Source organism: Providencia sp. PROV119, from assembly GCF_028482435.1.
Lineage (GTDB): Bacteria > Pseudomonadota > Gammaproteobacteria > Enterobacterales > Enterobacteriaceae > Providencia > Providencia stuartii.
Genome location: NZ_JAMPQL010000007.1, coordinates 20,436 through 43,961, shown reverse-complemented (window position 1 = coordinate 43,961; position 23,526 = coordinate 20,436). Strand labels below are relative to the sequence as shown.

Annotated in this window: 19 protein-coding genes and 2 pseudogenes; 12 read left to right on the top strand and 9 right to left on the bottom strand. The window is 39.0% G+C overall.

What is annotated here, in order from left to right; translation table 11 throughout:
* Positions 1-35: 35 nt before the first annotated feature.
* On the bottom strand, positions 36-1,031 hold the full coding sequence (locus PSF11_RS08080; protein WP_036941349.1) for a LacI family DNA-binding transcriptional regulator: 996 nt from the start codon (positions 1,029-1,031) through the stop codon (positions 36-38).
* A gap of 488 nt (positions 1,032-1,519) precedes the next feature.
* On the opposite strand from PSF11_RS08080, the gene PSF11_RS08075 reads away from it, so the two are divergent.
* Complete coding sequence (locus PSF11_RS08075; RefSeq protein WP_014656595.1) at positions 1,520-2,149, top strand: response regulator transcription factor; 630 nt, start codon at positions 1,520-1,522, stop codon at positions 2,147-2,149.
* Positions 2,150-2,850: 701 nt separating this feature from the next.
* Positions 2,851-4,284, top strand: coding sequence for a dihydroxyacetone kinase phosphoryl donor subunit DhaM (dhaM, locus tag PSF11_RS08070; RefSeq protein WP_072502472.1), 1,434 nt, complete (start codon positions 2,851-2,853; stop codon positions 4,282-4,284).
* A 188-nt stretch (positions 4,285-4,472) separates the two neighbouring features.
* On the opposite strand, the pseudogene PSF11_RS08065 reads toward dhaM, so the two are convergent.
* Together PSF11_RS08065 and rimO are read right to left on the bottom strand one after the other, a co-directional pair.
* Positions 4,473-4,610: pseudogene (locus PSF11_RS08065) on the bottom strand (helix-turn-helix domain-containing protein); the annotation flags it as partial.
* Positions 4,611-5,331: 721 nt separating this feature from the next.
* Positions 5,332-6,666, bottom strand: coding sequence for a 30S ribosomal protein S12 methylthiotransferase RimO (rimO, locus tag PSF11_RS08060; protein ID WP_004922699.1), 1,335 nt, complete (start codon positions 6,664-6,666; stop codon positions 5,332-5,334).
* 325 nt (positions 6,667-6,991) lie between these two features.
* Between rimO and PSF11_RS08055 the strand changes: the two genes are divergently transcribed.
* The gene (locus PSF11_RS08055; protein ID WP_225829630.1) at positions 6,992-7,882 is read left to right on the top strand and encodes a hypothetical protein; all 891 of its coding nucleotides are present in this window, start codon (positions 6,992-6,994) and stop codon (positions 7,880-7,882) included.
* 102 nt (positions 7,883-7,984) lie between these two features.
* Here PSF11_RS08055 and PSF11_RS08050 read toward each other — a convergent pair whose 3' ends face one another.
* Entirely contained in the window at positions 7,985-8,914 is a 930-nt protein-coding gene (locus PSF11_RS08050) for a DUF7916 family protein (protein ID WP_004922707.1), read from the bottom strand.
* A gap of 264 nt (positions 8,915-9,178) precedes the next feature.
* Between PSF11_RS08050 and PSF11_RS08045 the strand changes: the two genes are divergently transcribed.
* The 7 genes from PSF11_RS08045 to PSF11_RS08015 all read left to right on the top strand — a co-directional run bounded on the left by PSF11_RS08045 (position 9,179) and on the right by PSF11_RS08015 (position 17,018).
* The gene (locus tag PSF11_RS08045; protein ID WP_014656600.1) at positions 9,179-9,736 is read left to right on the top strand and encodes an iron transporter; all 558 of its coding nucleotides are present in this window, start codon (positions 9,179-9,181) and stop codon (positions 9,734-9,736) included.
* Positions 9,737-9,962: 226 nt separating this feature from the next.
* The gene (locus tag PSF11_RS08040; RefSeq protein ID WP_014656601.1) at positions 9,963-10,298 is read left to right on the top strand and encodes a cupredoxin domain-containing protein; all 336 of its coding nucleotides are present in this window, start codon (positions 9,963-9,965) and stop codon (positions 10,296-10,298) included.
* Positions 10,299-10,309: 11 nt separating this feature from the next.
* A complete protein-coding gene (locus tag PSF11_RS08035; RefSeq protein WP_004922715.1) occupies positions 10,310-11,143 on the top strand; it encodes an FTR1 family iron permease in 834 nt (277 codons plus the stop codon).
* On the top strand, positions 11,136-12,035 hold the full coding sequence (locus tag PSF11_RS08030) for an EfeM/EfeO family lipoprotein (protein WP_036941362.1): 900 nt from the start codon (positions 11,136-11,138) through the stop codon (positions 12,033-12,035). The genes PSF11_RS08035 and PSF11_RS08030 overlap by 8 nt, the downstream gene beginning before the upstream one ends.
* Positions 12,036-12,046: 11 nt before the next feature.
* Positions 12,047-13,318, top strand: coding sequence for an iron uptake transporter deferrochelatase/peroxidase subunit (efeB, locus tag PSF11_RS08025; RefSeq protein ID WP_072502475.1), 1,272 nt, complete (start codon positions 12,047-12,049; stop codon positions 13,316-13,318).
* Between the two features lie 264 nt (positions 13,319-13,582).
* Positions 13,583-15,982 (top strand): beta-N-acetylhexosaminidase, encoded by a 2,400-nt coding sequence (locus PSF11_RS08020; RefSeq protein ID WP_072502476.1) that lies wholly within the window; start codon positions 13,583-13,585, stop codon positions 15,980-15,982.
* Positions 15,983-16,316: 334 nt separating this feature from the next.
* A complete protein-coding gene (locus PSF11_RS08015) occupies positions 16,317-17,018 on the top strand; it encodes a tetratricopeptide repeat protein (RefSeq protein WP_072502477.1) in 702 nt (233 codons plus the stop codon).
* Positions 17,019-17,070: 52 nt separating this feature from the next.
* On the opposite strand, the pseudogene PSF11_RS08010 reads toward PSF11_RS08015, so the two are convergent.
* The 4 genes and pseudogenes from PSF11_RS08010 to PSF11_RS07995 all read right to left on the bottom strand — a co-directional run.
* Positions 17,071-17,205 (bottom strand): annotated as a pseudogene (locus tag PSF11_RS08010) (IS256 family transposase); the annotation flags it as partial.
* Between the two features lie 27 nt (positions 17,206-17,232).
* Entirely contained in the window at positions 17,233-17,505 is a 273-nt protein-coding gene (locus tag PSF11_RS08005; RefSeq protein WP_053110384.1) for a hypothetical protein, read from the bottom strand.
* Between the two features lie 480 nt (positions 17,506-17,985).
* Positions 17,986-18,723, bottom strand: coding sequence for a vWA domain-containing protein (locus PSF11_RS08000; protein ID WP_072502478.1), 738 nt, complete (start codon positions 18,721-18,723; stop codon positions 17,986-17,988).
* Between the two features lie 200 nt (positions 18,724-18,923).
* The gene (locus PSF11_RS07995) at positions 18,924-19,817 is read right to left on the bottom strand and encodes a hypothetical protein (RefSeq protein WP_014656606.1); all 894 of its coding nucleotides are present in this window, start codon (positions 19,815-19,817) and stop codon (positions 18,924-18,926) included.
* A 279-nt stretch (positions 19,818-20,096) separates the two neighbouring features.
* Here PSF11_RS07995 and PSF11_RS07990 point away from each other — a divergent pair, with 279 nt between their 5' ends.
* Positions 20,097-20,603, top strand: a complete 507-nt coding sequence (locus tag PSF11_RS07990; protein ID WP_040132372.1) for a DUF2165 family protein — start codon at positions 20,097-20,099, stop codon at positions 20,601-20,603.
* A 12-nt stretch (positions 20,604-20,615) separates the two neighbouring features.
* Here PSF11_RS07990 and PSF11_RS07985 read toward each other — a convergent pair whose 3' ends face one another.
* The gene (locus PSF11_RS07985) at positions 20,616-21,530 is read right to left on the bottom strand and encodes a LysR family transcriptional regulator (protein ID WP_004922734.1); all 915 of its coding nucleotides are present in this window, start codon (positions 21,528-21,530) and stop codon (positions 20,616-20,618) included.
* Between the two features lie 195 nt (positions 21,531-21,725).
* Between PSF11_RS07985 and PSF11_RS07980 the strand changes: the two genes are divergently transcribed.
* Positions 21,726-23,516 carry an adenine deaminase gene (locus PSF11_RS07980; protein ID WP_004922737.1) on the top strand — a complete coding sequence of 597 codons (1,791 nt, stop codon included), beginning with the start codon at positions 21,726-21,728 and terminating at the stop codon, positions 23,514-23,516.
* Positions 23,517-23,526 lie beyond the last annotated feature (10 nt).

Here is a 23,526-nt window from a genome sequence, read left to right as displayed (position 1 = left end):
TTTTTAAGGATCGCGAATAAACCGTGATCCTTTCATTAAATTGATGAGCGCTCCAGAAGGTCACAAGAAACATACTGTGTACCTTCAATTTTTCGTTGTTCAATAATATGTAATGCTGCCTCCTGCCCTAGCTGATAGTGAGGCAGCACAACCGTACTCAATGGTGGATAAAACAGCTCCCCAACCGCAATCATATTGTCATACCCCAATACGGCAACATCTTTAGGTATACGCAGCCCTTTGCTCAGCAAAACCTGATACGCTAAAAAAGCGATACGATCATTACCACATACCACAACATCAAAATCAGGTTTACCACTTTCACAATGCCTATTAATAAGGTCGATCACATCCAGATAATGTTCATCACCAAGCGCTAAGTGATATTGTTTTAATGCCTCTTGTGGTAATCCAGCCGACTTCCATGAAGATTCAACCGCTTCTCTACGGGTCTGTCCTGCTAATGTTTCTTTTGGAATATACAAACACAAAGGGCGTCGATAACCTTTTTCAATCAATTTGCACATTGCATGATACTGCCCGTGGTAATCATCAGGGATATAGGCAGGAAAATTCTGCTGTGGGTCAATACAGTTTGCCAATACAAGAGGATAAGTATGTAGCCCTTCTGGTATCGATACTTCTCTTAGCCCCATTGTTGTGTAAATGATACCATCCGGCCGCTGCGACAATAATTGTCGTACAGCACGCTCATTATCATCATTTGATGTGATATTGACCACAAAACTACTCCAACCAAACTGCCTTGCGGTCTGTTCTATTGAAAGAATAATTTCAACTGAGTAAGGTGTTGTAGCCGTATCAAGCGCAAGTACACCAACCGTGGATATTTTCGACCCCTTCCCACGAATTTTTCGAGCGGAAAAATCAGGAACATAGTTAAGTGTTTGAATGGCTTGCTGCACCTGTTTTAGGGTATCAGGTTTCAGAAGCTCAGGGTTATTGATGGCTCTTGAGACTGTCATCAATGAAACATTAGCAAGTCGAGCCACATCTTTTAAAGAAGCCATTACGTGTTTTCACTCAGCCATATAATAACGAATGAAAATTCTAACATGATAAGGATAAAAATCACCTACAGGAGTGATTAAATATATTTGTGATTATTACAAATGAAACTATACTAAATCTAGTATTAGAGCTTTTTATGACTACTATTTTACGATATTATCATTCCATTACATAAAAAAATTTTATAACATATCTAAAATATATAGTGAGATAAACAAAGTATACGTGTTTCTACTTACCATATAGTAAGATATTTATTATTTTTTACTTAATGACACAAACGTTAACCATTAACCCTACTTTTATATTAAATTTACCTAGTCGCGAAATATAATATAAATTAAGGTCGTTAAAGGTCCGTAAATACATTAATAATAAATCTAAAAAATTAGCAAGAAAATATTACCATTAGCTTACGTAGCAATCTGGCTCAACGTATTTTTCAAATTTTATATGAATATCAAATCAGTGTAACAGGAGTATGGTGATGAATAACACCATTCACGTAATCATAGAAAATGATAATGTCATTAAGAATAAACTGAAACTAATGATGGAATCTTTTGGTTTCAATTTTAAGTTCTATAATGATGAAGATTTATTTACAAGTAATTATACGTACCCTCAAGAAGAAGGAGCAAAAGAGTGTGTATTAATATTCCTAAACAGTGAAAATAATCATATTGGCAGATTGAATAATATCAATGGTTCATTAGGTATCATCCCTTTTATTATCCTATCAGAAAAGCCATCTGTAGAGCTTTGCCGTGAAAGTTTCAAATCCGGCGCATTTGATTTCTTTTCATTTCCATTTAAAGATTCGGATATCGCGCATGCTGTCAGCCATGCTATGGAATTGTTTGCTAATGAGCATTCTGAGCTCAAGAAATACAATAAATTAGCAGATAAATTTGATCGTCTTTCCAATCGAGAAAAAGAGATCATGGATATGATCCTAGAAGGTAACACGAGTAAGGAAACTGCTGAAAAATTAGCACTTTCGCCAAGAACGGTTGAAGTTCATCGCTCAAATATTTATACAAAACTCGGCATAAAATCGTTACCGCAATTAATACAAGAGTATGAATATATAAATACTTACTCTAGAAATTTATGACATCATTGATTATCAATGCACATTGTCGATAATATTAATTTAGCTATTTAGCTTTAATTAATTAAAAAATTTAACCATTAATATATTTTTATTTTGAATATTAAGGTTTTTACAGTTTTAATTGCTATAGGCCATTTTCATGGCTAGATTAGTTAATGTTCTGGGCTGCCACATGTAAACTTGCAGTGTGTCAGCCTCCTTCGCCGATATCGTTAATGTTACTTAAGTGAATTATTATTTTCACCGTGAAATAATTTCGCATATTAGTTTTAAGTTATTTCACTTATCTCCCTCTTTCATATAAATAACCGCCTAGGTGCACTCAACTTTTCTTTTAAATTTAAGTTACTCTCCGTTAAATCCTATTCTCTAAAAATGCTCTTAATCTAAAAAAAACGGTTCAAAACTGACATCCAAGTATCAATGATTAGTCAATAATAATGCCGTTACTTCATTTTTCTTTAATTTTTGTATCAGTAAGCTGACACCATGAAAATTTCAGGAAAAGGGAGCAAACGTTTTTAAGTCTCGATCCTTGCCACACAGCAAACATCCACGAGCATTGGCTGGTTTATTTGCGCTTCCGCTAATATTTTACACTTTTATTGCTCAATAACAGCCGAGGCGCTCTCTTTTTGCCGTAAAATTCCCTATTATCAAACGATACGATTGAACGCCACACTTTGGTAAAGGAGAAGGATATGATTGGTCTCATTATTGTTTCTCATAGTAAATTGCTCGCTGATGGGTTGCATCAACTTGCAGCGCAAATGCAAAACAAACAAAAGTGTCACATCATCACCGCGGCAGGTGTTGATGATGAAACTCACCCTATCGGCACAGATGCGGTGAAAGTGATGGAGGCAATCGAAAGTTTATCCGATGCCGAGCATATCATTTTATTAATGGACTTAGGCAGTGCACTACTCAGTGCAGAAACGGCACTTGATCTCATCGATCCAGATTTGGCAGAAAAGGTTCATTTATGTAGCGCCCCTTTAGTGGAAGGCGCCATAGCGATTACGGCCGCCGCATCGGGTGGAGCTTCAATTGATGAAATATTAAATGAAGCTCAACAAGCTTTACAGGCAAAACAGCAACAGCTAAATGACACCGTCACTACCACTGAGAATGAAAAAGACAAACATACTCATTTTTCAGAGCAGGCATTAACAACCCAATGGGTGGTCAAGAATCCTTCGGGCCTACATATCCGCCCAGCGGCAAAATTAGCAACGTTGCTTTCTGGTTTTACAGCCACACTAGAATTACGTCATGGTGAAAAACGCGCGGATGCGAAAAGCATGAACCAAATTGCGTTATTACAGGTGCGTCAAGGTGACAAAATTACATTGGTTGCAGAAGGAGTAGATAGCCAAAATGCCATCGATGCTTTTAATCAGCTTGCCCAACACAATTTTGGAGATAACATCGCAACAACGGACAGCAAAACCTTTGTAGGGAAAACGGCCTATGTACCAATCGTAGCAGGGTTAGCTCATCACCACGCTCCAAACACTGAACCTTGCATTTCGTCTTATCAAACAAGTGAAAACGAAACCCGTAGGGCCACCAAAGCAATTGAACAGTTAAAAACGCACTTAGATTCTCTCGCTAATACACTGAACGAACAATATGGTGAAGAGATTGCCAATATTTTTCGAGGACATCGCTTATTATTAGAAGATGATGAACTTGTAGAATCAATCACACAAAGCATCGAAAATGAACGCAATACTGCCTATGACGCGATTTCCAACATATTCAACAATATGTCAAAACAGTATCAGCAACTAGACGATGAGTATTTACAAGCTCGATTTATTGATATTGAAGACTTAAAAAATCAGTTACTTATGTCAATATCATCTGTCGCACAGCCATCATGTGCTTTCACCGAGCCTACGATTATTTTAAGTGGTAACTTAGGCCCCTCTGAACTACTTCGCTACAGAAATACAAACGTAGTGGGTGTTGCTCTGGCAAATGGTTCCCCTTATTCCCATACCTGTATTATTGCGGCAAAAATGGGGCTACCGATATTAACGGATCTTGGCGACAACATTCACCAAATAGCTGAACAAACAAAATTACAATTATCTATTGAGACTCGCTCATTAATAGTGACGTCATAAATGGTGAAACGGTGAGCTTCAACTACCACCACTGACAATTTCTGATAGATTCAACATAGGCCGCCGTAAAAATATACGGCGGTTTGTGTAACGACTCGAAAGGCTTTTATATCTCTTGATGATAACCATCAATTACAACCATTTTTTGCTCATTGTTTTTCATGCATAATGAGCCCGCTTTGAGTTAGTTACTTATATTCCTTAATATTAATGTCGTATTGCTTTAGTTTTCGCCAAAGCGTTGTTCTCCCCATATTCAAGACTTGATGCATCTCTTGGACCTTTCCACCACAAAGCCTTGCCGCTTCGATAATTGCCGCTTTTTCGACTTCCTGAATACTCAGCTCTCGGCGCTCTGTAGGTTGATGTTTTTCAAAAACCAACTCTTGCAAACATAAGTGACGCTTTATTTTCTCACTGATTTCACGACCAACAGCGTTTGCTAAGGCAAGTAGAATAGTGCTGTCAACCGTTTGAGAAGCAAACGCAACGATGGCAATTAATGCTCTATTTTCACAATAAATAGGGGCGAGATAATAAAAGGTTCCCTGTAACTTAACAGGATGAGTAAATAAGCTAAATAACGCTTCCTGAGTTGTACAATTTGATAATACGTTGGTAATAGCCAATGGTGCTGTCAGCATCTCACTTAACCACAACGTTTTTCCATTAGGCTCAATAAGTGAAGCATCGATAGTCATATCATTGATAGGAGCCAATCCGTTTTCGATAGCAAGACTGGCAAAATGAATTAACAACTCTGAAGAAATCGCCTTCGCCACTTCTTTTGATTTGGGAGAAATTACTGGAGATGATAAATCAATAGACATAGCCATCCTTATACATCCGTAAGTCATTCTCAAATTATGTCAATTTTTCATGAAATTTTAATATCACAAATCAAATAATACATGAATAGTTTTTTATCCTTTGATCTAGGACAATAACATTGATTATATCGAAATTAGATACTAATAATGCGGCTAAAAAAAGCCTGCTCGTTCAATTATTGAGCAGGCTTTTGTCTATTATCTTTTCACTTGGTGGTTATTCAGAGACAATTGAACCCCAGAGATCATACTCATCAGCATGCTCAATCAGCACATTAACAATGTCACCTGGCTTCACGTCAAATTCACCATTTAAATAAACCATACCATCAATTTCTGGGGCATCCGCCATACTACGACCAATTGCACCTTCATCATCGACTTCATCAATGATAACAGGCAATTTGCGCCCAATTTTTTCTTGCAACCTTTCTGTTGAAATTTGTTGTTGCAACTGCATAAAACGATGATAGCGCTCCTCTTTAACTTCTTCAGGAACCTGATCGGCTAGCTCGTTCGCTTTCGCGCCTTCAACTGGACTATATTTAAAGCAGCCAACGCGATCAAGGCGCGCTTCTTGTAAGAAGTCGAGTAACATTTGGAAATCTTCTTCCGTTTCCCCTGGGAAGCCCACAATAAAAGTAGAGCGTAAAGTTAATTCAGGGCAAATTTCACGCCAGCGTTTAATACGCTCAAGTGTTCTTTCGACCGCACCAGGGCGTTTCATGAGTTTTAGAATTTTTGGGCTAGCATGCTGCAATGGAATATCCAAATAAGGAAGAACTTTCCCTTCCGCCATCAATGGGATTACCTCATCAACATGTGGGTATGGGTAGACATAATGTAAGCGAACCCACACACCAAGTGACGCTAATTGCTCACATAAGCCAACCATACTGGTTTTAACGGGTTTACCTTCCCAAAAGCCTGTACGATGTTTGACATCAACACCATAAGCGGAAGTATCTTGTGAGATCACCAGTAGCTCTTTAACGCCTGATTCAACTAAGCGTTTTGCTTCATTTAGTACATCCCCAATGGCGCGACTATCTAAGTCACCACGCATGGATGGAATAATGCAGAATGTACAACGGTGATTACAACCTTCCGATATCTTCAAATAGGCATAATGTTTTGGCGTTAATTTAACACCTTGCTCAGGAACTAAGCTCAAAAAAGGATCATGTTCTGGTTTTGGCACATAATGATGAACATGATTGAGTACTTGCTCATAACTATGAGGGCCTGTAATTTCGAGTACTTTTGGGTGTACTTCGCGGATTTGGTTTTCTTTAGCCCCAAGACACCCTGTCACAATCACTTTGCCATTTTCATTTAATGCTTCACCAATCGCTTCAAGAGACTCTTGAACGGCACTATCAATAAAGCCACAAGTATTCACAATGACCAAATCAGCATCATCATAACTTGGTACAACTTGATAGCCATCTGTGCGTAGTTCAGTCAAGATACGTTCTGAATCGACAAGATTTTTTGGGCAGCCAAGTGAAACAAAACCAATTTTTGGCACCGGATTAGTATTTTGCGACATAACTCACTTCTTTTATTGTTTTAAAAAATGGGCTGGATTTTACCTGAAGTATAGTAAAAATTGTACAAATTTTTAGCTATGAACATTGATTAGATTAAGCCATTTACCTCTTAAGGATTTTACCGCTATAAAATAGACATTATTAATACATCGTTATTTATTAGCTATCAAATTTGACTTATGTTACCCTCTTCGATTCCATTAAAAAGAGTTGATGCTAAATACTGTTCGTTAAAATATGAAGAAAAATAAGAGCAAGAATAAGAAAAGCAACAGACGTAGAAATAACCATAGCTACAACAGCAATACTTTCAGTATAGATAGCATGAGTAACGACAATAGTATCAGTAACAACAATAACCCTTATGTTATCTTCGAAACGATAATTTACCCATTACCAAATGAACTAAAACGCCCTATAGAACCCGTAATTGGCCATGGTAATCAAGCAGTTATTTATTTTTTATGGCTATTTTTTGCATTGCTATTTGCATTTACTTCTCTCATTTTATGGGAAGTTATCTTGGGAAAGTTACTTTTTATTACTATTGAGGCCATACTATTAGTTTCATTTTATGCTCTACTAAAACGATTAAGTAAAACTGTTGGTTATTTTTCTGTAGATAACGACGGATTTCGTATTATTAATACCCTATATCCAAACGGGAACATTGAAATACTCTGGGAAACTATTTGCTCTGAGTATATTGTGCATATTAAAACAGGCGGTAGAAATCGGCCTGACTATCTTGTTTTTCAATATAAAAATGCCTCAAATGAGCGTAAAGAATATAAATTCCCCCTCGAAAACTGGCTTAACTATTCACTTTTCTCTCCAATAGAAAAAAGGAAGTGGATGCTCAAGGCGGTCCTTAAAGGACTTGCGAGAACTCCTGATATAAAAATCAATCAAAGTGTATTTACTAAACTCGATGTAAACCCAAAAACCTTTGAATTTGCACCATCAAAGAGAAGGGTAGAAAATATAGAGGCCATTATTATCTCAATCATAATTTTAGGTCTTTCCTTTATATTATGGACATTTTTGTCCATAAACCTACCATTTTCATGGGCTTTAGGTTTGTTATTAGCTTCAGTTATCCCGATATTTATTGGATTGACTTTATTTATTAGTTGGCTTTATCCAGAAACTGTAAACAATATTAGCTATACCAATACAGATACCGATACCGATACCGATAACGTTAATAAATAATCACCTTAGCTGTCGCACTTTCCTCATTTGGTCTACCTAATGAAACGAATATAAACCATAAAGCCGAAAGCTATTCCCTATCAACTCTCGGCTTAAAAAACACTAACGATTTATTGAACGAGCAATACGTGAATAAGTATGCCGAACACCTCGGATCACAATACCATAATTTAAAATATTCTCTGGTAATGCAATACCGTTATAGCCCGAATCGCCGATATGATGCAGATCTGTTCCTGCCATTTTACACATCAGCGCAATTTGGCGAATGGTTTGTATATCCGCCCCTTCTTGCGATGTCCCAATTGCCGTCATCGTTAATACCCCTTGTGAATGACAATAAGCCACCATTTTTTGCACAAATTCGGCTGAGATCCCCGGCACCGTTCCAGGGGCTGGTAATAAAATCACATCTGCACCGCTATCAATAAAACTACGAATATCCGTCTCGGTAATTAACTGCTCAGCAGATTCATTTAACACCCCCGCAGCATGCATTTTGCCCGTGACCAAGATAATATTTTCACCCACAGCCGCTTTAAGCTCTTTTAGGCTTAAATTAATTTCATGATTGGTGACGCCATTGCCTGGATTTCCCGTTAATACAATAATATCCACTCCCATCTCTTTTAATTTGATGGCATTTTTTACCGTAGCTAATCGCCCTTCAGATATTTTCCACTGCGCATCTTGATGAGGATTATTAAAACCTGCGGGAACAGGCTCTAGATTCACGCCGATAGCTCGGCCAGTAAGGCGTTTTAACGTGCGGATGATCTCTGTTTGAGGTGTATTATCAGGAAGCCCTTGAACAACGGGATTATCCACATCAAAAATGTTTAATAGTAAAATGTCAGCACCTTGACTCGCTGCAAGTTCAGCATTTGTCACATTCATTAAAACAGGTTGAATAGTGCCAATAGTCTCAGAAACCACTAGGCGCCCTTCACTTCCTTTAATCGCTTCTAATAATGCCTTTTTATTCATATGCAGTATTTCAGAAGCCGTACAATCAAGATAACGTTTTTGCATACTTTACACCTTTATATATTCGTGGGGTGATAATAAACAAACTCTGTTCAATTCATCGTGACATAAAATCAATAAGCTGATTATATTCGATATAACAAGATATTTTTTAAAGAATAATAACTTTCTTACTGTAATTATTTTTTTAAAACTTTTCATGTATTTGGCGTTAAATGAAATTTTCAGCTTAAACTTTAACTTGAATAGCAGTAATAATAATGATTATAATTGCGCTTCCTATAATAAAATAATGGTAAGGACAAAATGATGAAACTCGCTTATCAAGCTGCTGTTTCGGGTTTAGCTCTATTCTCTGTGGCTGCTTTTGCTCAAGAATACCCTTTAGGCCAGCCCGTCATTAAAAATGGAATGGAAATCCAAGGTGTTTATCTACAGCCTATCACAATGGATACCGAAGAAGGACAACATGCAATGTCCCACCTTCCGGCCGATAAAGCAGATATCCATTTAGAAGCAGATATTCATGCGGTTGAAGATAACCCGAATGGTTTTGCTGAAGGTGATTGGATCCCATATCTCAGCATCGAATACACAGTAACTAAACTTGGTGACAAACCCCAAACCCAAACGGGTACTTTCATGCCAATGGTCGCAAGTGATGGGCCTCACTATGGCGAAAACATCAAGTTAGATGGTAATGGTAAATACAAGGTAACCTACAAAATTTATCCACCATCCTACAACAAACAAGTTGCCTTTGGTCGTCATATCGATAAAGAAACAGGCGTTGCTCCTTGGTTCAAACCTTTCGAAGTTTCATGGGAGTTTGACTATGCGGGCGTCGGCCGTAAAGGCAGCTACTAACCTACGAATCAATACTCTAAATCATTCGGGATGCAGCTAAGTGAAATGAATGTATCACAAGGATCATACAAACCTTTATGAACTGTGCGCATCAGCATCACTAATATCGCTGTTATTTAAACTTGAATATCGCGAGTGTATAGGGTTTAAGGGCTAGCCGCTGCTTAATTGCTGCGAATAGCCCTTTTACTTTTATTAAAGGTCACTTTTGTTGAGCTAAATGAAGATGAGAACACTACTAAGCCTTACTCTGCTTCTTTTTTCAGTGCTAATACCGAATACGGTTTTCGCAGCAGAAAAATTTACCGTCGAACTCGAAATGAAAAATGGTGACTTGATCCCACGAGTCCTCGAGGTTCCTGCAAAAACTATTATTCGGATCAAAATCACCAATACAGGCACTGAACCTGCAGAGTTTGAAAGCACCCAATTACGCAAAGAAAAAGTGCTCGCTCCGGGGGCTAGCTCTGTTGTCGTCATTGCACCTCTAAAACCAGGAAGTTACACCTTTTTTGATGATTTTCACCTGTCTCACCCAAAAGGTGAGATCATAGCGAAGTAGTAGGATAATTTATGGGGCAAGTTCTGTTTGTTGTATGGCGTGAAAGCTTTGAAGCGCTACTCGTTATCGGCATTATCTATGCGTGGATCAAACACCACCCAGATGCACGAAATGGAATGCGTTTTTTATGGACTGGGGTTGCCCTCGGTCTTCTCATTTCCATTTTGTTAGCATTACTCATTTATGGCGTATTTAATATTCTTGATGATACAGGGCAATCCCTGTTTATGATCTTTATGGAATTCCTTGCGTGTATATTAATCGTCCAAATGGTCTATTGGATGAATAAGCATGGTCGTTCCTTAAAATCCGAAATTGAATCCGGTATTAGCCGAAATGCAGAGCGCCATAATTGGTGGGGAGCAGCACTCATCATCGCTATTGCTATCGCTCGAGAAGGTAGTGAGATCGTTGTTTTCCTATCTAGCTTTATCATGTCATTAAATGCAGAAAATGCTTCAGGATTTGCTTTAGAAGTCGCAGGTGGCGTATTAATTGCAGGCCTAACATTATATGCCTTCTTGCTTACTAACCGTTTTATTTCATGGAAGCTGTTCTTTAAAATCACCGGCGTGGTCTTACTCTTTCTTGCTTTATCGCTACTACTCAAAGGGGTTGAAGAGAGCGCAAACTTATTAATTGAATATGATTATGCTATTCCTGAGTTTTTAATTTACCCAGCATGGGATACGACAGCACTATTAGATGATTCAAATATTGTAGGTAATTTTATCTCTTCGTTCTTCGCTTACCGCTCACAACCAATTTGGCTAAGTGTGATTACATTTGTCATTTATTGGATAGTCGTTATCGCGCTGTTTTCTCGGAGTAAAAAACATGCGTAATGCTAAAACACTAAAGTCTATGTTTCTATGCGGTATGGTTTTAGTCATAGCAATACCCACTACTGTATCAGCAAAAGCATTAAGATCCCCTGTACAAACAGGGGATGACATAATTATCGCTAAAGGTGATATTCCCACCCCTGAGAAATATCATTCCGCCATTACAAATTATTTAAGTTATACAACGGAACAATTAGGCAAAATGGTTTCTCAACTGGAAACCTTGAACAAAAGTTTAAAAAAAGGCGACCTCAAAACCGCTGAACAAGCCTATATTCAGGCACATCAATATTACGAATCTGTTCGCCCAATTATTATATTGTTTGGTAATACTGACAGAACCATTAATGCTAGGGCTGACTACTTTCTTGATAAAGAAAAAGATTACCGTTTCACTGGTTTCCATCTTATTGAATATCAATTATTTGACCGTAAAGACAGTAAAGCGGCACTCGCTGCAACCGATGAGCTACTGCTAAAAGCCCGGGATCTTCAAAAACGCGTAGCGACTGAACGTGTTGAGATACCTAAATTAGTGCAAGCGTCAGCCGATTTTATTGAGATGATCCTTGAAACTAAATTGGCTGGCAAAGAGAATATCTATAGCCAATCTGATTTGAGCGATATAGCAGCAAACCTGCAAGGCTCACAACACGTTATTAAAGTGCTGACCCCTTTTATCGCTCCCAACGTGCTCCAACGTATCCAAAATAATTATCAAAAGGCCAATGAGATCATGAAGCCTTATCAATTGCCCTCGGGGATTTACCAGCCTTATAACCAGTTGAGCAAAAAAGACATGATGGCACTTTATTCCGTATTAACGCAGCAAGCTGAAGACCTCGCACAGCTCAGATATCAGCTCAGTGTTGATGTATATTATAAATATTGAGGTAACAAGCCATGAAGGCTAAATTACAAAACGATTCTACAACTGTCAGCTTATCTCGGCGCAATGCATTAAAAACATTAGCTGTTGGTAGTTTTATTGCAGCGGCTCCTACATTTGCGGCTAACACGCGCCAAAATGCCTGTTTGTCGTCCTATGATAAGACGATCCCTTTTGAAGGCTTACACCAAGCGGGTGTTTTAACGCCTGAACAGAAAAATGCCTCATTTGTTGCATTTAATGTCACCGTTGAATCACTCGATAAACTACAGAAGCTATTCGAAATACTGACAAAAAGAATTGCGTATCTAACGCAGGTACAAGCAGCACCTAAAACTCCTAATGACCGTATGCCGCCGGCTGAATCAGGGATTTTAGGAACTCACATTCAGCCAGATGCTTTAACTGTCACGGTTTCTCTGGGTCAGAGCTTATTTGATACACGATTTGGGTTAGATAAAATCAAACCTCGCTATCTTGTTGAAATGACCAGTTTTCCAAATGATAGGCTAGAGCAAAAGTGGTGTGGCGGTGATATCACATTACAAATTTGTGCGAATAGTCAAGAAAGCGTCATTTATGCGTTACGCGATATTTTAAGGCATACATCCCCTTTTATGTTCCCACTGTGGAAAATAGATGGTTTCTTACCTTCTCGTGATATTGACAGCCAATCAACGCCAATCAATTTATTTGGGTTTAAAGATGGCACAGGCAATGCCCCTGCCAATGATAACCAATTAATGAATGAACTTATTTGGGTTACCGAAGGAGGAAAAGAGCCTAGTTGGTGTACTGGCGGCACCTATCAAGCAGTACGACTCATCCGTTTTAATCTTGAATTTTGGGATAGAACCCCGCTTGAAGACCAAGAGAATGATTTCGGTCGCCATAAAGATACAGGGGCACCTATCGGTATGAAGCAAGAACATGATGACCCTCAATTTGACAAAGATCCTCATGGGGACCGCGTATTATTCGACTCCCACATGCGCCGTGCCGAACCTCGTAACCCTGAGCGTTATACCGCAAAACTAAGGCGCCGTAGCTACAGCTACTCACTTGGTTTAACCCCTAATGGGTTACTTGATATGGGGCTTATCTTCGTTTCATACCAAAAAAATCTTAAAACAGGTTTTATTGATACTCAAAAACGGCTTAATGGTGAGCCACTTGAACGCTATATTAAACCTTTTGGGGGTGGCTACTATTTTGTATTGCCAGGTGTACAAACAGCCCAAGACTACCTAGCTCAAGGTATGTTTGAAGCCGCCAAAAAAGCTTAATCGATTTAATTTTTGCGGGATCGCGCATTGCCTTCCCGCACTTGAATATTCTACTAAACATCATCACCCCCTCTTTTCCCTTCTAATAGCCACATTTAAAAACAATCACAAAATCAATAAATTAAATAAATCAACATCATCCACACTTAATTCGCAATAAAAAATAATGTGACTCGTATCATTTAATACGATAACCGTGTTGGACTTCATAGATTGATTTATGCTCAAAATGGCATTCACTATTACGAATAATAAGGGATCTCTATGATTAACAAACTTACGTCTGCTATCGTCATATCCTCACTTATTTACTCATTACCAAGCGGAGCACAATCATTATCTGAATTACCGCTCATGCCTTGGCCACAGCAAGTTGAAGTAAAAAATGCCGATGGAAAATGGGTATTAAATAATACGCTAGATATTTATGTAGAAGGCGATGATTTAGGTGATGCAACCCGTCGTTGGCGTGAAAGAATAGAGACCCAAACAGGCTGGCAATTAACACCACACCAAGCAAACAACACTCAAGCCCCGATAAAAATTTTTATCGAGAAAAAAGTACCTGAATTGCCATCTCTACAAATGGACGAAAGTTATCAAATCACAACAGATAACCATGGCGCCACGATCAAAGCGGCAACCCGATTTGGTGCAATGCGAGCGATGGAAACATTATTACAATTGATACAAACAGATGGGGAAAATACGTTTATCCCACTGCTTACAATTAAAGACAGTCCGCGTTTTGCTTGGCGCGGTGTGATGCTTGATTCTTCACGACATTTTTTACCAATCAATGATATCTTGCGCCAAATTGATGGTATGGCAGCCGCTAAGTTAAACGTTTTTCATTGGCACCTAACCGATGACCAAGGTTGGCGTTTTGAGTCACTTAGCTACCCTAAATTACAACAGCTAGCCAGTGATGGCCAATACTATACTCAAGATCAAATGCGCCAAGTTGTCGCCTATGCCAAAGAAAGAGGAATTCGGGTGGTGCCTGAAATTGATTTCCCTGGTCATGCCTCAGCTATTGCTGTTGCCTACCCTGAGCTTATGAGCGCAGCTGGCCCTTACCAAATGGAACGTCACTGGGGGGTGCATCAGCCTCTACTTAATCCAACCCAAGAAAATGTGTACCAATTTACAGATAGCTTAATTAACGAGTTGACCACTATCTTCCCAGATGAATATATCCATATTGGCGGAGATGAGGTTGACCCAACCCAATGGAAAAACAATCCAGCTATTCAGGAGTTTATGCAAAAAAACAACCTGAAAGATACCCATGCACTACAGGCTTATTTCAATCAACGGCTTGAACAAATCCTCACAAAACATAACCGTAAAATGGTCGGCTGGGATGAAATTCAACACCCTTCACTATCAAAAAATATTGTTATTCAGTCGTGGCAAGGACAAGATTCTTTAGGCGATAGCGCTCAAGAAGGATTTAAAGGTTTACTTTCAACCGGTTTCTATCTCGACCAATCTCAAAGTGCGGCATACCATTATCGAAATGAGATACTACCTCAGCCACTTACTGTAGAGACAAATGTTAAACAGGGTGAACAATCGCAAAGTTGGCAATTTGAAATCGAAAGGTTAAAAGGTAGCCCCGTCAAAGGCAGTTTTACATTAATAAAGGGGTCAAATGGATGGCGTGGATTTATTGATTTTGCAGGTAAATCACGTCGAGAAATTAATAAGATTGAGTGGTTTTCGCCTAAACAAGTCAGTTTCTCAGTGGACACTTGGATGGGAGAAACTCGTCCTGTTGTTACTTTTACGGATGATAAATTAAGCGGTTATACCATAATAGGTAATGCTCGCTATCCAACGACAGGAACCCACTTAACAGCCATTCCCGAAGGAATTGCGCCAACCACGCCCGACAATAATAAAATGACCAATATTCTCGGCGGGGAAATTGCGTTATGGGCTGAAAATATTCGTGCTCCCATCATTGATACTAAGCTATGGCCACGTGCTTTTGCCGTATCCGAGCGCCTATGGTCTGCAAAAGATGTCAATAATGAGAATGACATGTATCGTCGCCTAAACGCAACAGATGCTTGGTCAACCATTTCGGTGGGTTTACAGCAGCATGCACAAACGGCCCGTGAATTTACACGTTTAGCAAATGGCGTTGAAATTGAGCCTTTGATGATCCTCTCTGAGTCTGTAGAGCCTGCACATTACTATACTCGCCATCATCTTAAGTGGAGAGAAAACCAATATCATCAATATGAACCTCTTAACCGATTTGTCGATGCTTTACCGGCCGAAAGTATGCAAGCAAGAGCCTTCCGCCAGCATATTGACGCATTAATCGCTAAACCGAATGATACAGCGGCAGCACAATGGTTAGAGCAGAGATTAAAACGTTGGCAAGATAATATTCCACAAGTCCAGCGTCTTATTAAACAGAATGCTAACTTAGTTAGGTTAACGCCTGTTACCGAGAATGTGGAACAATTGACGGTGATTGGTTTAGAACTGATTAAGCATTATACGACAGGTGAGCCGTTAGCCGAGAGCCGTAAAGCAGCTATTTTGCAGCAGTTAGAAAAAAGCTCAGGTTTGCAAGATGAAGTTGTCATTGCAATTGTCGAACCACTAGAAAAACTACTCCGACACATCCCGACAACAGGTCAATAGTTACAGTCAATCCCCCCTTTAGTTAAACTCAAGTATTCGACTTTTGGGGGGAATATAATCGGTATAAAGAGTTTTAATAGTTGGAAAATCAGTCACTGTTTGTTTATGCTATTCTTTTACCTTAAGTTAAACTTACTTTAATGATATCGCCACTTTTTCAGGTATGTTTTTCATTCGCTATTTTCTCGATGATAAAGCCAGACAAGCAATAACACTTATTAATCCCATATTGAATTATTGCTTTTATGCTCTGAACTAAAATTCGTTAGATTTTAATATCTTTATATAACATAGCGATACCTACCTCACGTGCTGATTAGGGAATAAGGATTAGATGAAAAAAACGATTTTTCTCCTTTTTTTGGGGATGCTTCCAGTAGTCGTTAGTGCCGCAAGTTGTGAAGTACCAGATAATGATTTATGTATAAAAATCGAACAGGGAAATGCAACTGCTCAATACAGATTAGGTACTATGTATCAATATGGAGAAGGAGTTATACAGGATTATCAGAAGGCTAGACAGTGGTATGAGAAAGCAGCAAAACAGAACAATGCAGATGCTCAATATAAGCTTGGTGTGATGTTTAGTCATGGTTGGGGTGGGGAGCAAGATGATCAGCAAGCGCGGCTATGGTACCTGAAATCGGCCCAACAAGGAAATTCTAGCGCTCAAAGCAACTTGGGGGTGATGTTCTATCTTGGAGAAGGAGTTGAGCAGGATTACCAGCAAGCGTTACGGTGGTATTTGAAATCTGCCGAACAGAATAATAGTGCAGCTCAGAATAATCTTGGCGTGTTGTACCAGTATGGAAATGGTGTTGAACAGGATTACCAGCAGGCGCTACAGTGGTACCAGAAAGGTGCAGAACAAGACAATGAATTGGCTCAATTCAATCTAGCACAAATGTATGATAAAGGATTAGGAGTTAGACAGAGCAAATCAACTGCTAAAATTTGGTATAGCAAGTCGTGCGATAACGGTAATCAAGATGGGTGTAAAAGAGTTCTAGAACTAAAAGATATCAGTGAACAATAAATAGGGAGAGCCATTGCCGACACTGTAAATAATTCGGTGTATTTGCCTTTTATTAAATGTGGCCGTTTAGGCGGTCACCGAACTCAATAATAAAACGACTCATTGCCTGTTTCCAGTTTTGAATTGGCATACTCCATTTTTTAGAGGCCGATTCAATCGCTAAATAAATCACTTTCTGTGCAGAGTCTTGGTTTCCAGTCATTTGCTAATGCACTCATTTATCTACGCCTGTTGGCCATGTAACTAGGCAATTGTCACATGTTTCTTTTATTGCTTTTAGCGGGATTGTAACTTTTCCCCAAACCTCTCGTGGCCTGACCGCTTGGGTAAATCGGATATTTTCTGGCTTAACCCCTTGGCGGATCAACGAGTCTGCTGCTGATGCCTCAGCACAAGCACCAACAGTATTTTTACAAAATGTTGTATATTCACCTATTTTAACACCAAGTTGTTTCTCAACATAAATTACAGTGTTCTTGCCCAGCATTTCAGCTGAAATTTTACCATCGCTGTCTCAAAAACAGGGAAGACTTCTTCATTTGGTTTGGGCACCCTTTCGGTTTATTTTTACTTCCTATCTACCGTATTCTTTATATGATCAGCCATTGATATCAAGTTGTCAGAGCCCTCATGTAAAAATGTCCCATTTAGGATCATGTGAACCGCATGAAATTTGAATTCAGGAAAATAAACCTGTTTTCATGTTTTAACGTTTAGCCCATACACCCCGTGCTGTTGATAATTTTCAATCCATCACCAAGTCGTATCATGATTACGTTTAAATCTTTTATCGAGTATTTTAACCCCTCTCACCATTTAGGTAGGCCTGAATAATTTCAAGTTTAAACTCTAGAGTATGTTTTAACATAGAAAAGCACCCTTCAAATTAGACTAAAAGCGTCTCACTTTTGGGGTGCAGTTCAATATTGAGGGATTAGTTTATCAGTAAATCTACTCTTCCATTACACTACTTATTTGTGCGCTCCATCGCGTCAGTTTCAACCTCTTTTTTCCATTCCTCTGATATTGGTGCAGCATTTTTCTTCGACTCAACGGCATTATTAATCGCTTTATATGCTTTGTCGTAACCGGTTTTATCTTGCACATATCCAGTTGCTTTAGAGCGACTAATACCAATACTATCGGCAGCAGTGATCGCATCAATATTGGCGCCAAGGAAGATAAAGTCCCATTTATCCTCCATTTCTGCCGATTTGATCATAGATTTAATTTTCGATTGACTATATTTGTGGCTACTATTTTCTTCACCATCAGTAATGATAACGAATAAAACGTTATTATTTTTTGTTATCTTCCGGTTTTCTTGCATTTTGCTAATGGTGTCACCAACCGCATCTAATAGTGCAGTATTACTGCCAACCTGATAATCTTCTAAAGTTAAATTTGGTACTTTATCGATAGGCTCTCTATTGTGTAAGAGGGTTGTTTTATCATTGAACAGCACTGTCGTAATAAAGACCTCCCCTTTTTTATTACGATTTTCTGTTAACACACGATTAAAGCCGCCAATCGTATCAGATTCAAAACCTGACATTGAACCACTTTTATCCAGTATAAATACAAGGTCTAAGACTTCAGGCTGTGTTTTTTCTACAACGATCGATTTGCCGTTTGCTATTGAAGAAAACATCAAAAAGATAGAAGCAAACGTAATACCAAGAAATGGCTTTAATATTGCCTTCATATTATTATTCCTATGCAGATGATCTTATTTGATAATAGCTATCATCCGTTTATCACAATCATTTCACATAAGAATTCTCTGGTTAGTTTGCAGGCAGATTCTTAAAAAGAAAAGGAGACAAAATCCCCCAATAATTGATTACCCAACGATTGGGGGGATTTTATAAATACAATCTTTTTTTGATTATTTAAAATTTATTATTATTTTTCCCAAATACCATAACCTCTCAATTCACCAACCTGATGAACAAAATTATTGTATTGCTCGTTATCTGAAACTGAATTAGATGCCGAGTTATTAGCATGAGCTTTCACTAATTCGATACTGAGCTGGTGAAATTGTTGATTTAATTTTTCATGGATAGCAGTATCATTGGTTTCTTTCAGTTGTTTTAGTAAATTCACCAATTCTTCGGCTATTGACTGAACCGATTGATCCGTAAAGTCTGCTGTTGGTAGCTCATAACTAAAGGCCATATTGATGGAGTCATGCAGGGCATCTCCCGGCATATTAGGCTGTAAATCTTCACCATATTCATTGGCAATATATTCAATTAATTCAGCCTTATCAAAACACTTTGACTTAATATTGCCGTCTAATTTTTGATCATGTGTCGTGATTGATTCAGGGAAAGGCTCTCCCAATAAATAGCTACACTTAAATAAATTAGCATCAATGACAAACGCATTTGCGCTTCTTACTGCCATATTGACATCATGGCCGTTGATAGTTACGTTATAAGTGGTCGGTTTGAAACGATCAGCTTTACCTTCAACAACATAAGCCTCTGAAAGGGTATAATAAACAAGGTTATTTGGGTTAATAATCCCCCCGTTATTGTTGTCAAAAACCATAAACGAAAATAATTCACCTTGGCTGTTTTCTAACGTATGTTTACCCGATGCAAGTTGAATAATGCCTCTTTGCCCTGGTAGCACATTATAATCGTTATTATCGACCTTAAATGAAATATTATCGTTTGTTGGATTACTATAATAAAACTCACCTTTATGGCTCATTGGATCAAAATCATCACAAGCAGATACAGCAAACATCGCAATAGCTAGCAATCCACTTTTACATATTGTTTTCATTATCTATTTTTCTCACTATTGGTGTGTGTATTATCATTTTCTAATAGAAAAATATTAGCATATTAAAAATAGAAACATATTTTAAACTAAGCTAAACCGCCTACCTTCTTCATAATATTTATAGCACTTATATTCAATATTTATCTTATTTAGAATAAGTCGCCAATATGATGAATATTGTCTGATATTTACTATGGTTAATAGCGGCAATTTGTCAATGATGCTATCTTGTCGAATTATCAACGGATGAAACGATGAAAAATAACTTAAGGGAAACAAATGATAATTCGTTTATCAAAATCACTCTGTGTTTGTGCTATAGCCTTATTCATTTCATTTACTGCCTTTAATAATTTAACCGATTACAACACAAATTTTTTATTTGTACAGCATGTCCTAACAATGGATGCAATATTCCCTAATGCAAATGTGAAGTATCGGGCTATCAATTCACCGCCCTTTCACCATCTTGTCTATATCACTATTATTAGTATTGAAATTATTGCGGCTCTCATTTGTTGGTGGGGAGCTTTCATCTTATTTAAAAATATCAACAAAAATGCTGTGGCTTTTAATCAAAGCAAAAAATGGGCAATTATCGGATTAACACTGGCATTCTTATTATGGCAAGTCGCATTTATGTCTATTGGGGGTGAATGGTTTGCAATGTGGATGTCAAAACAATGGAACGGTATACCCAATGCATTCCGTTTCTTTATTACCATTTTGTTGGTACTCATGTATGTCACGGCTCGTGACAGCGATGATGAAAAACCGCATGAGTAATTAAAAAGCAGCTTATGCTTTCAGTGTCTTAAGCAGCACTGTAAATGCGGATTCTACCATTGGTGTTAAGATTTGGCTGGTTCGCATCAAAGACACCGTGCGAGTCAATGCCGGTTGCTGTAACTGCAAAACCATTAAGTCAGGGTCGCGTAAATGTACGGTATAAAGGTGAGGAAGAATAGCAATCGCCAATTTAGAACGGACTAAGCCATATAGCGTTTCAATGTAATCAACTTGATAACGAATATTGGGCTTTAAGCGGTGGCTTTCCAATGTGGCTAACACTAAACGTTGGATGTTGCCTTTAGAAAACACCGCAATATCGCGATTATTAAGCATTTTCCAAGGTAAATGGAAGCCTCCCGCTAATACATCTTCTCGATGTACGACTGCGACAAAAGGGTCATCTTGTAACGTAAACAGTTGTAACTCTCTAGGGACTGAGCTGTCTAATACACCAACCCCAAAATCAATCTCATTATTCATTAATTGAGAAACTAATGAATCATTGGTTTTATCGTAAAACTCCACATTCAGCCGAGGAAAGTGCAAATTAAGTTGTGTCGGCACATCAGGAAAAAGTAGTGAACTCACGGAAGGCACCAAGCCAATACGCAACGTGCCGTCTCCGCCTTCGTCAATTATCTGTTGAATATCACTAAAAGCACGGTGTGAAACACTCAGTATACGTTCAGCATGCGGTAAAATAGCAGCACCAAGCTCTGTTAGCGTTACAGAGGAAGCGGTTCGATTAACTAGTTTTCCTCCAATCACACTTTCAATTTGACGTAATGCACTACTCAACGCAGGTTGACTAATGGCTAGTCGGCTCGCTGTATCAGTAAAATGCCTTAAATGTGCCAAAGTCACAAAATATTGTATCTGTTTTAACGTCAATGCAGGCAGGCGCTGCCATGGTTCACTCATGTTCTCTATTCACACTCTATTTTATGATAAGGCGTTGTTATAACCCTCTAATTAACCATACAAAGCCTAACCTAGCCTTAATGTTCTTATTCACCATTATAACCCTTTCTTATGATCTGATAAGTTTTATCATCTTGGCAAACGTTTGCGTAACTCATAAAGTAGCAGCAAAGGATCATTTATTGATGGTATTTTATGAGCGAAACCAACTACAGCAGACGCAGAGCAGTGCAAGCAGCAAAAGGTGAAATCCCTTTTGACCTGCTTCTCACACAGGCCAATATTGTCGACATGGTTACTGGCGAGATCCGTGCCGCCGATATTGGTATTGTCGATTCACTCATTGCGAGTGTCCACCCAACAGGAAGCCGAAGTGATGCCAAGGAAATCCATGACCTTAACGGGTATTTTATTTCACCAGGGCTGATTGACACACATGTTCACTTAGAAAGCTCCCATCTTCCTCCCGTGCGTTACGCCGAAATAGTGCTAACACAAGGAACCACCGCGGTATTTTGGGATCCCCATGAATTGGCTAATGTATTAGGCTTGGAAGGTGTCCGTTATGCGATTGAAGCAAGCCGCAATTTACCGCTGCATGTCATGGTAGCTGCCCCCTCCTCTGTTCCCTCAACACCAGGCCTTGAAATGTCAGGAGCCGACTTTGCCGGAAAAGAAATGTCAACCATGTTAAGTTGGCCAGAGGTCCATGGTGTTGCAGAAGTGATGGATATGTTCGGCGTTCTTCATGGTAGTGAACGAATGGAGGAGATTTTAAACGCGGGGCTTACGTCGGGGAAACTCATTGAAGGCCATGCTAGAGGGTTAAAAGGAGCCGATTTACAAGCCTACCTCGCTGCTGGCGTGACATCTGATCATGAGCTTACCTCAGCAGAAGATGCTTTAGAGAAATTGCGAGCTGGTTTAACACTCGAAATTCGTGGCTCTCACCCTTATCTATTGCCAGACATCGTCGCTGAGTTGCAAAAGCTACCTCATCTCTCATCACAAATCACCGTATGCACCGATGATGTTCCACCTGATATTTTAATCGAAAAAGGGGGGATCATTGCCCTACTGAATCTATTAATTGAGCATGGTATGCAAGCGACAGATGTACTCCGTTTTGCAACCTTAAATGCAGCCATTCGCTTACAACGTCACGATCTGGGGTTAATTGCCGCAGGGCGTCGCGCTGATTTGGTGGTCTTTGATTCACTCAAAAAATTACAAGCACACCGCGTGTATGTTGCAGGTCAGCAAATTTCCGAAGATGGAAAACTATTTAAATCACTAGCCACAGATCAAACCGTTTTACCACCTAGAGATACCATGTGTCTGTCACCTATCACAGCCGCTGATTGCACATTACAAATTGATAATATTATTAATGGCAGTGCTCGATTACGCCATATTCGAGGAGCTCGCTTCACACAATGGGGTGAAATTGATGTGCAAATTACCGATGGCAAAGTTCAAATACCGAATGGCTTTAGCTTGATCCGCGTACAACATCGCCATGGACGCCATGATGCCAAGCCACAAATTGCACTATTAGAAGGCTGGGGTGAATTACGCGGTGCTATCGCAACCAGCTACTCACATGATTCTCACAATTTAGTTGTACTAGGTCGTGATGCAGAAGATATGGCACACGCGGCTAATTTGCTTATCGAAAGTGGCGGTGGTATGGCTTTAGTTCAAAACGGTAAAGTCCTCGCTCACGTTGCGATGCCAATTGCTGGCATGCTATCCGATCTGCCTGCAAAACAGCTTGCCGAACAGTTTCGTCAATTACGAGAGCTTAGCAGTGAAATAGCCGATTGGGAGCCGCCTTATCGTGTTTTTAAAGCTATTGAAGGCACCTGTCTTGCCTGTAATGCAGGCCCTCATTTGACTGACCTAGGGTTGACTGACGGTACAACGCGACAAATTGTTGATCCCGTGATTCAAACCAGTAAACACTCGCACAATCACAATAATTAATAATAATGAT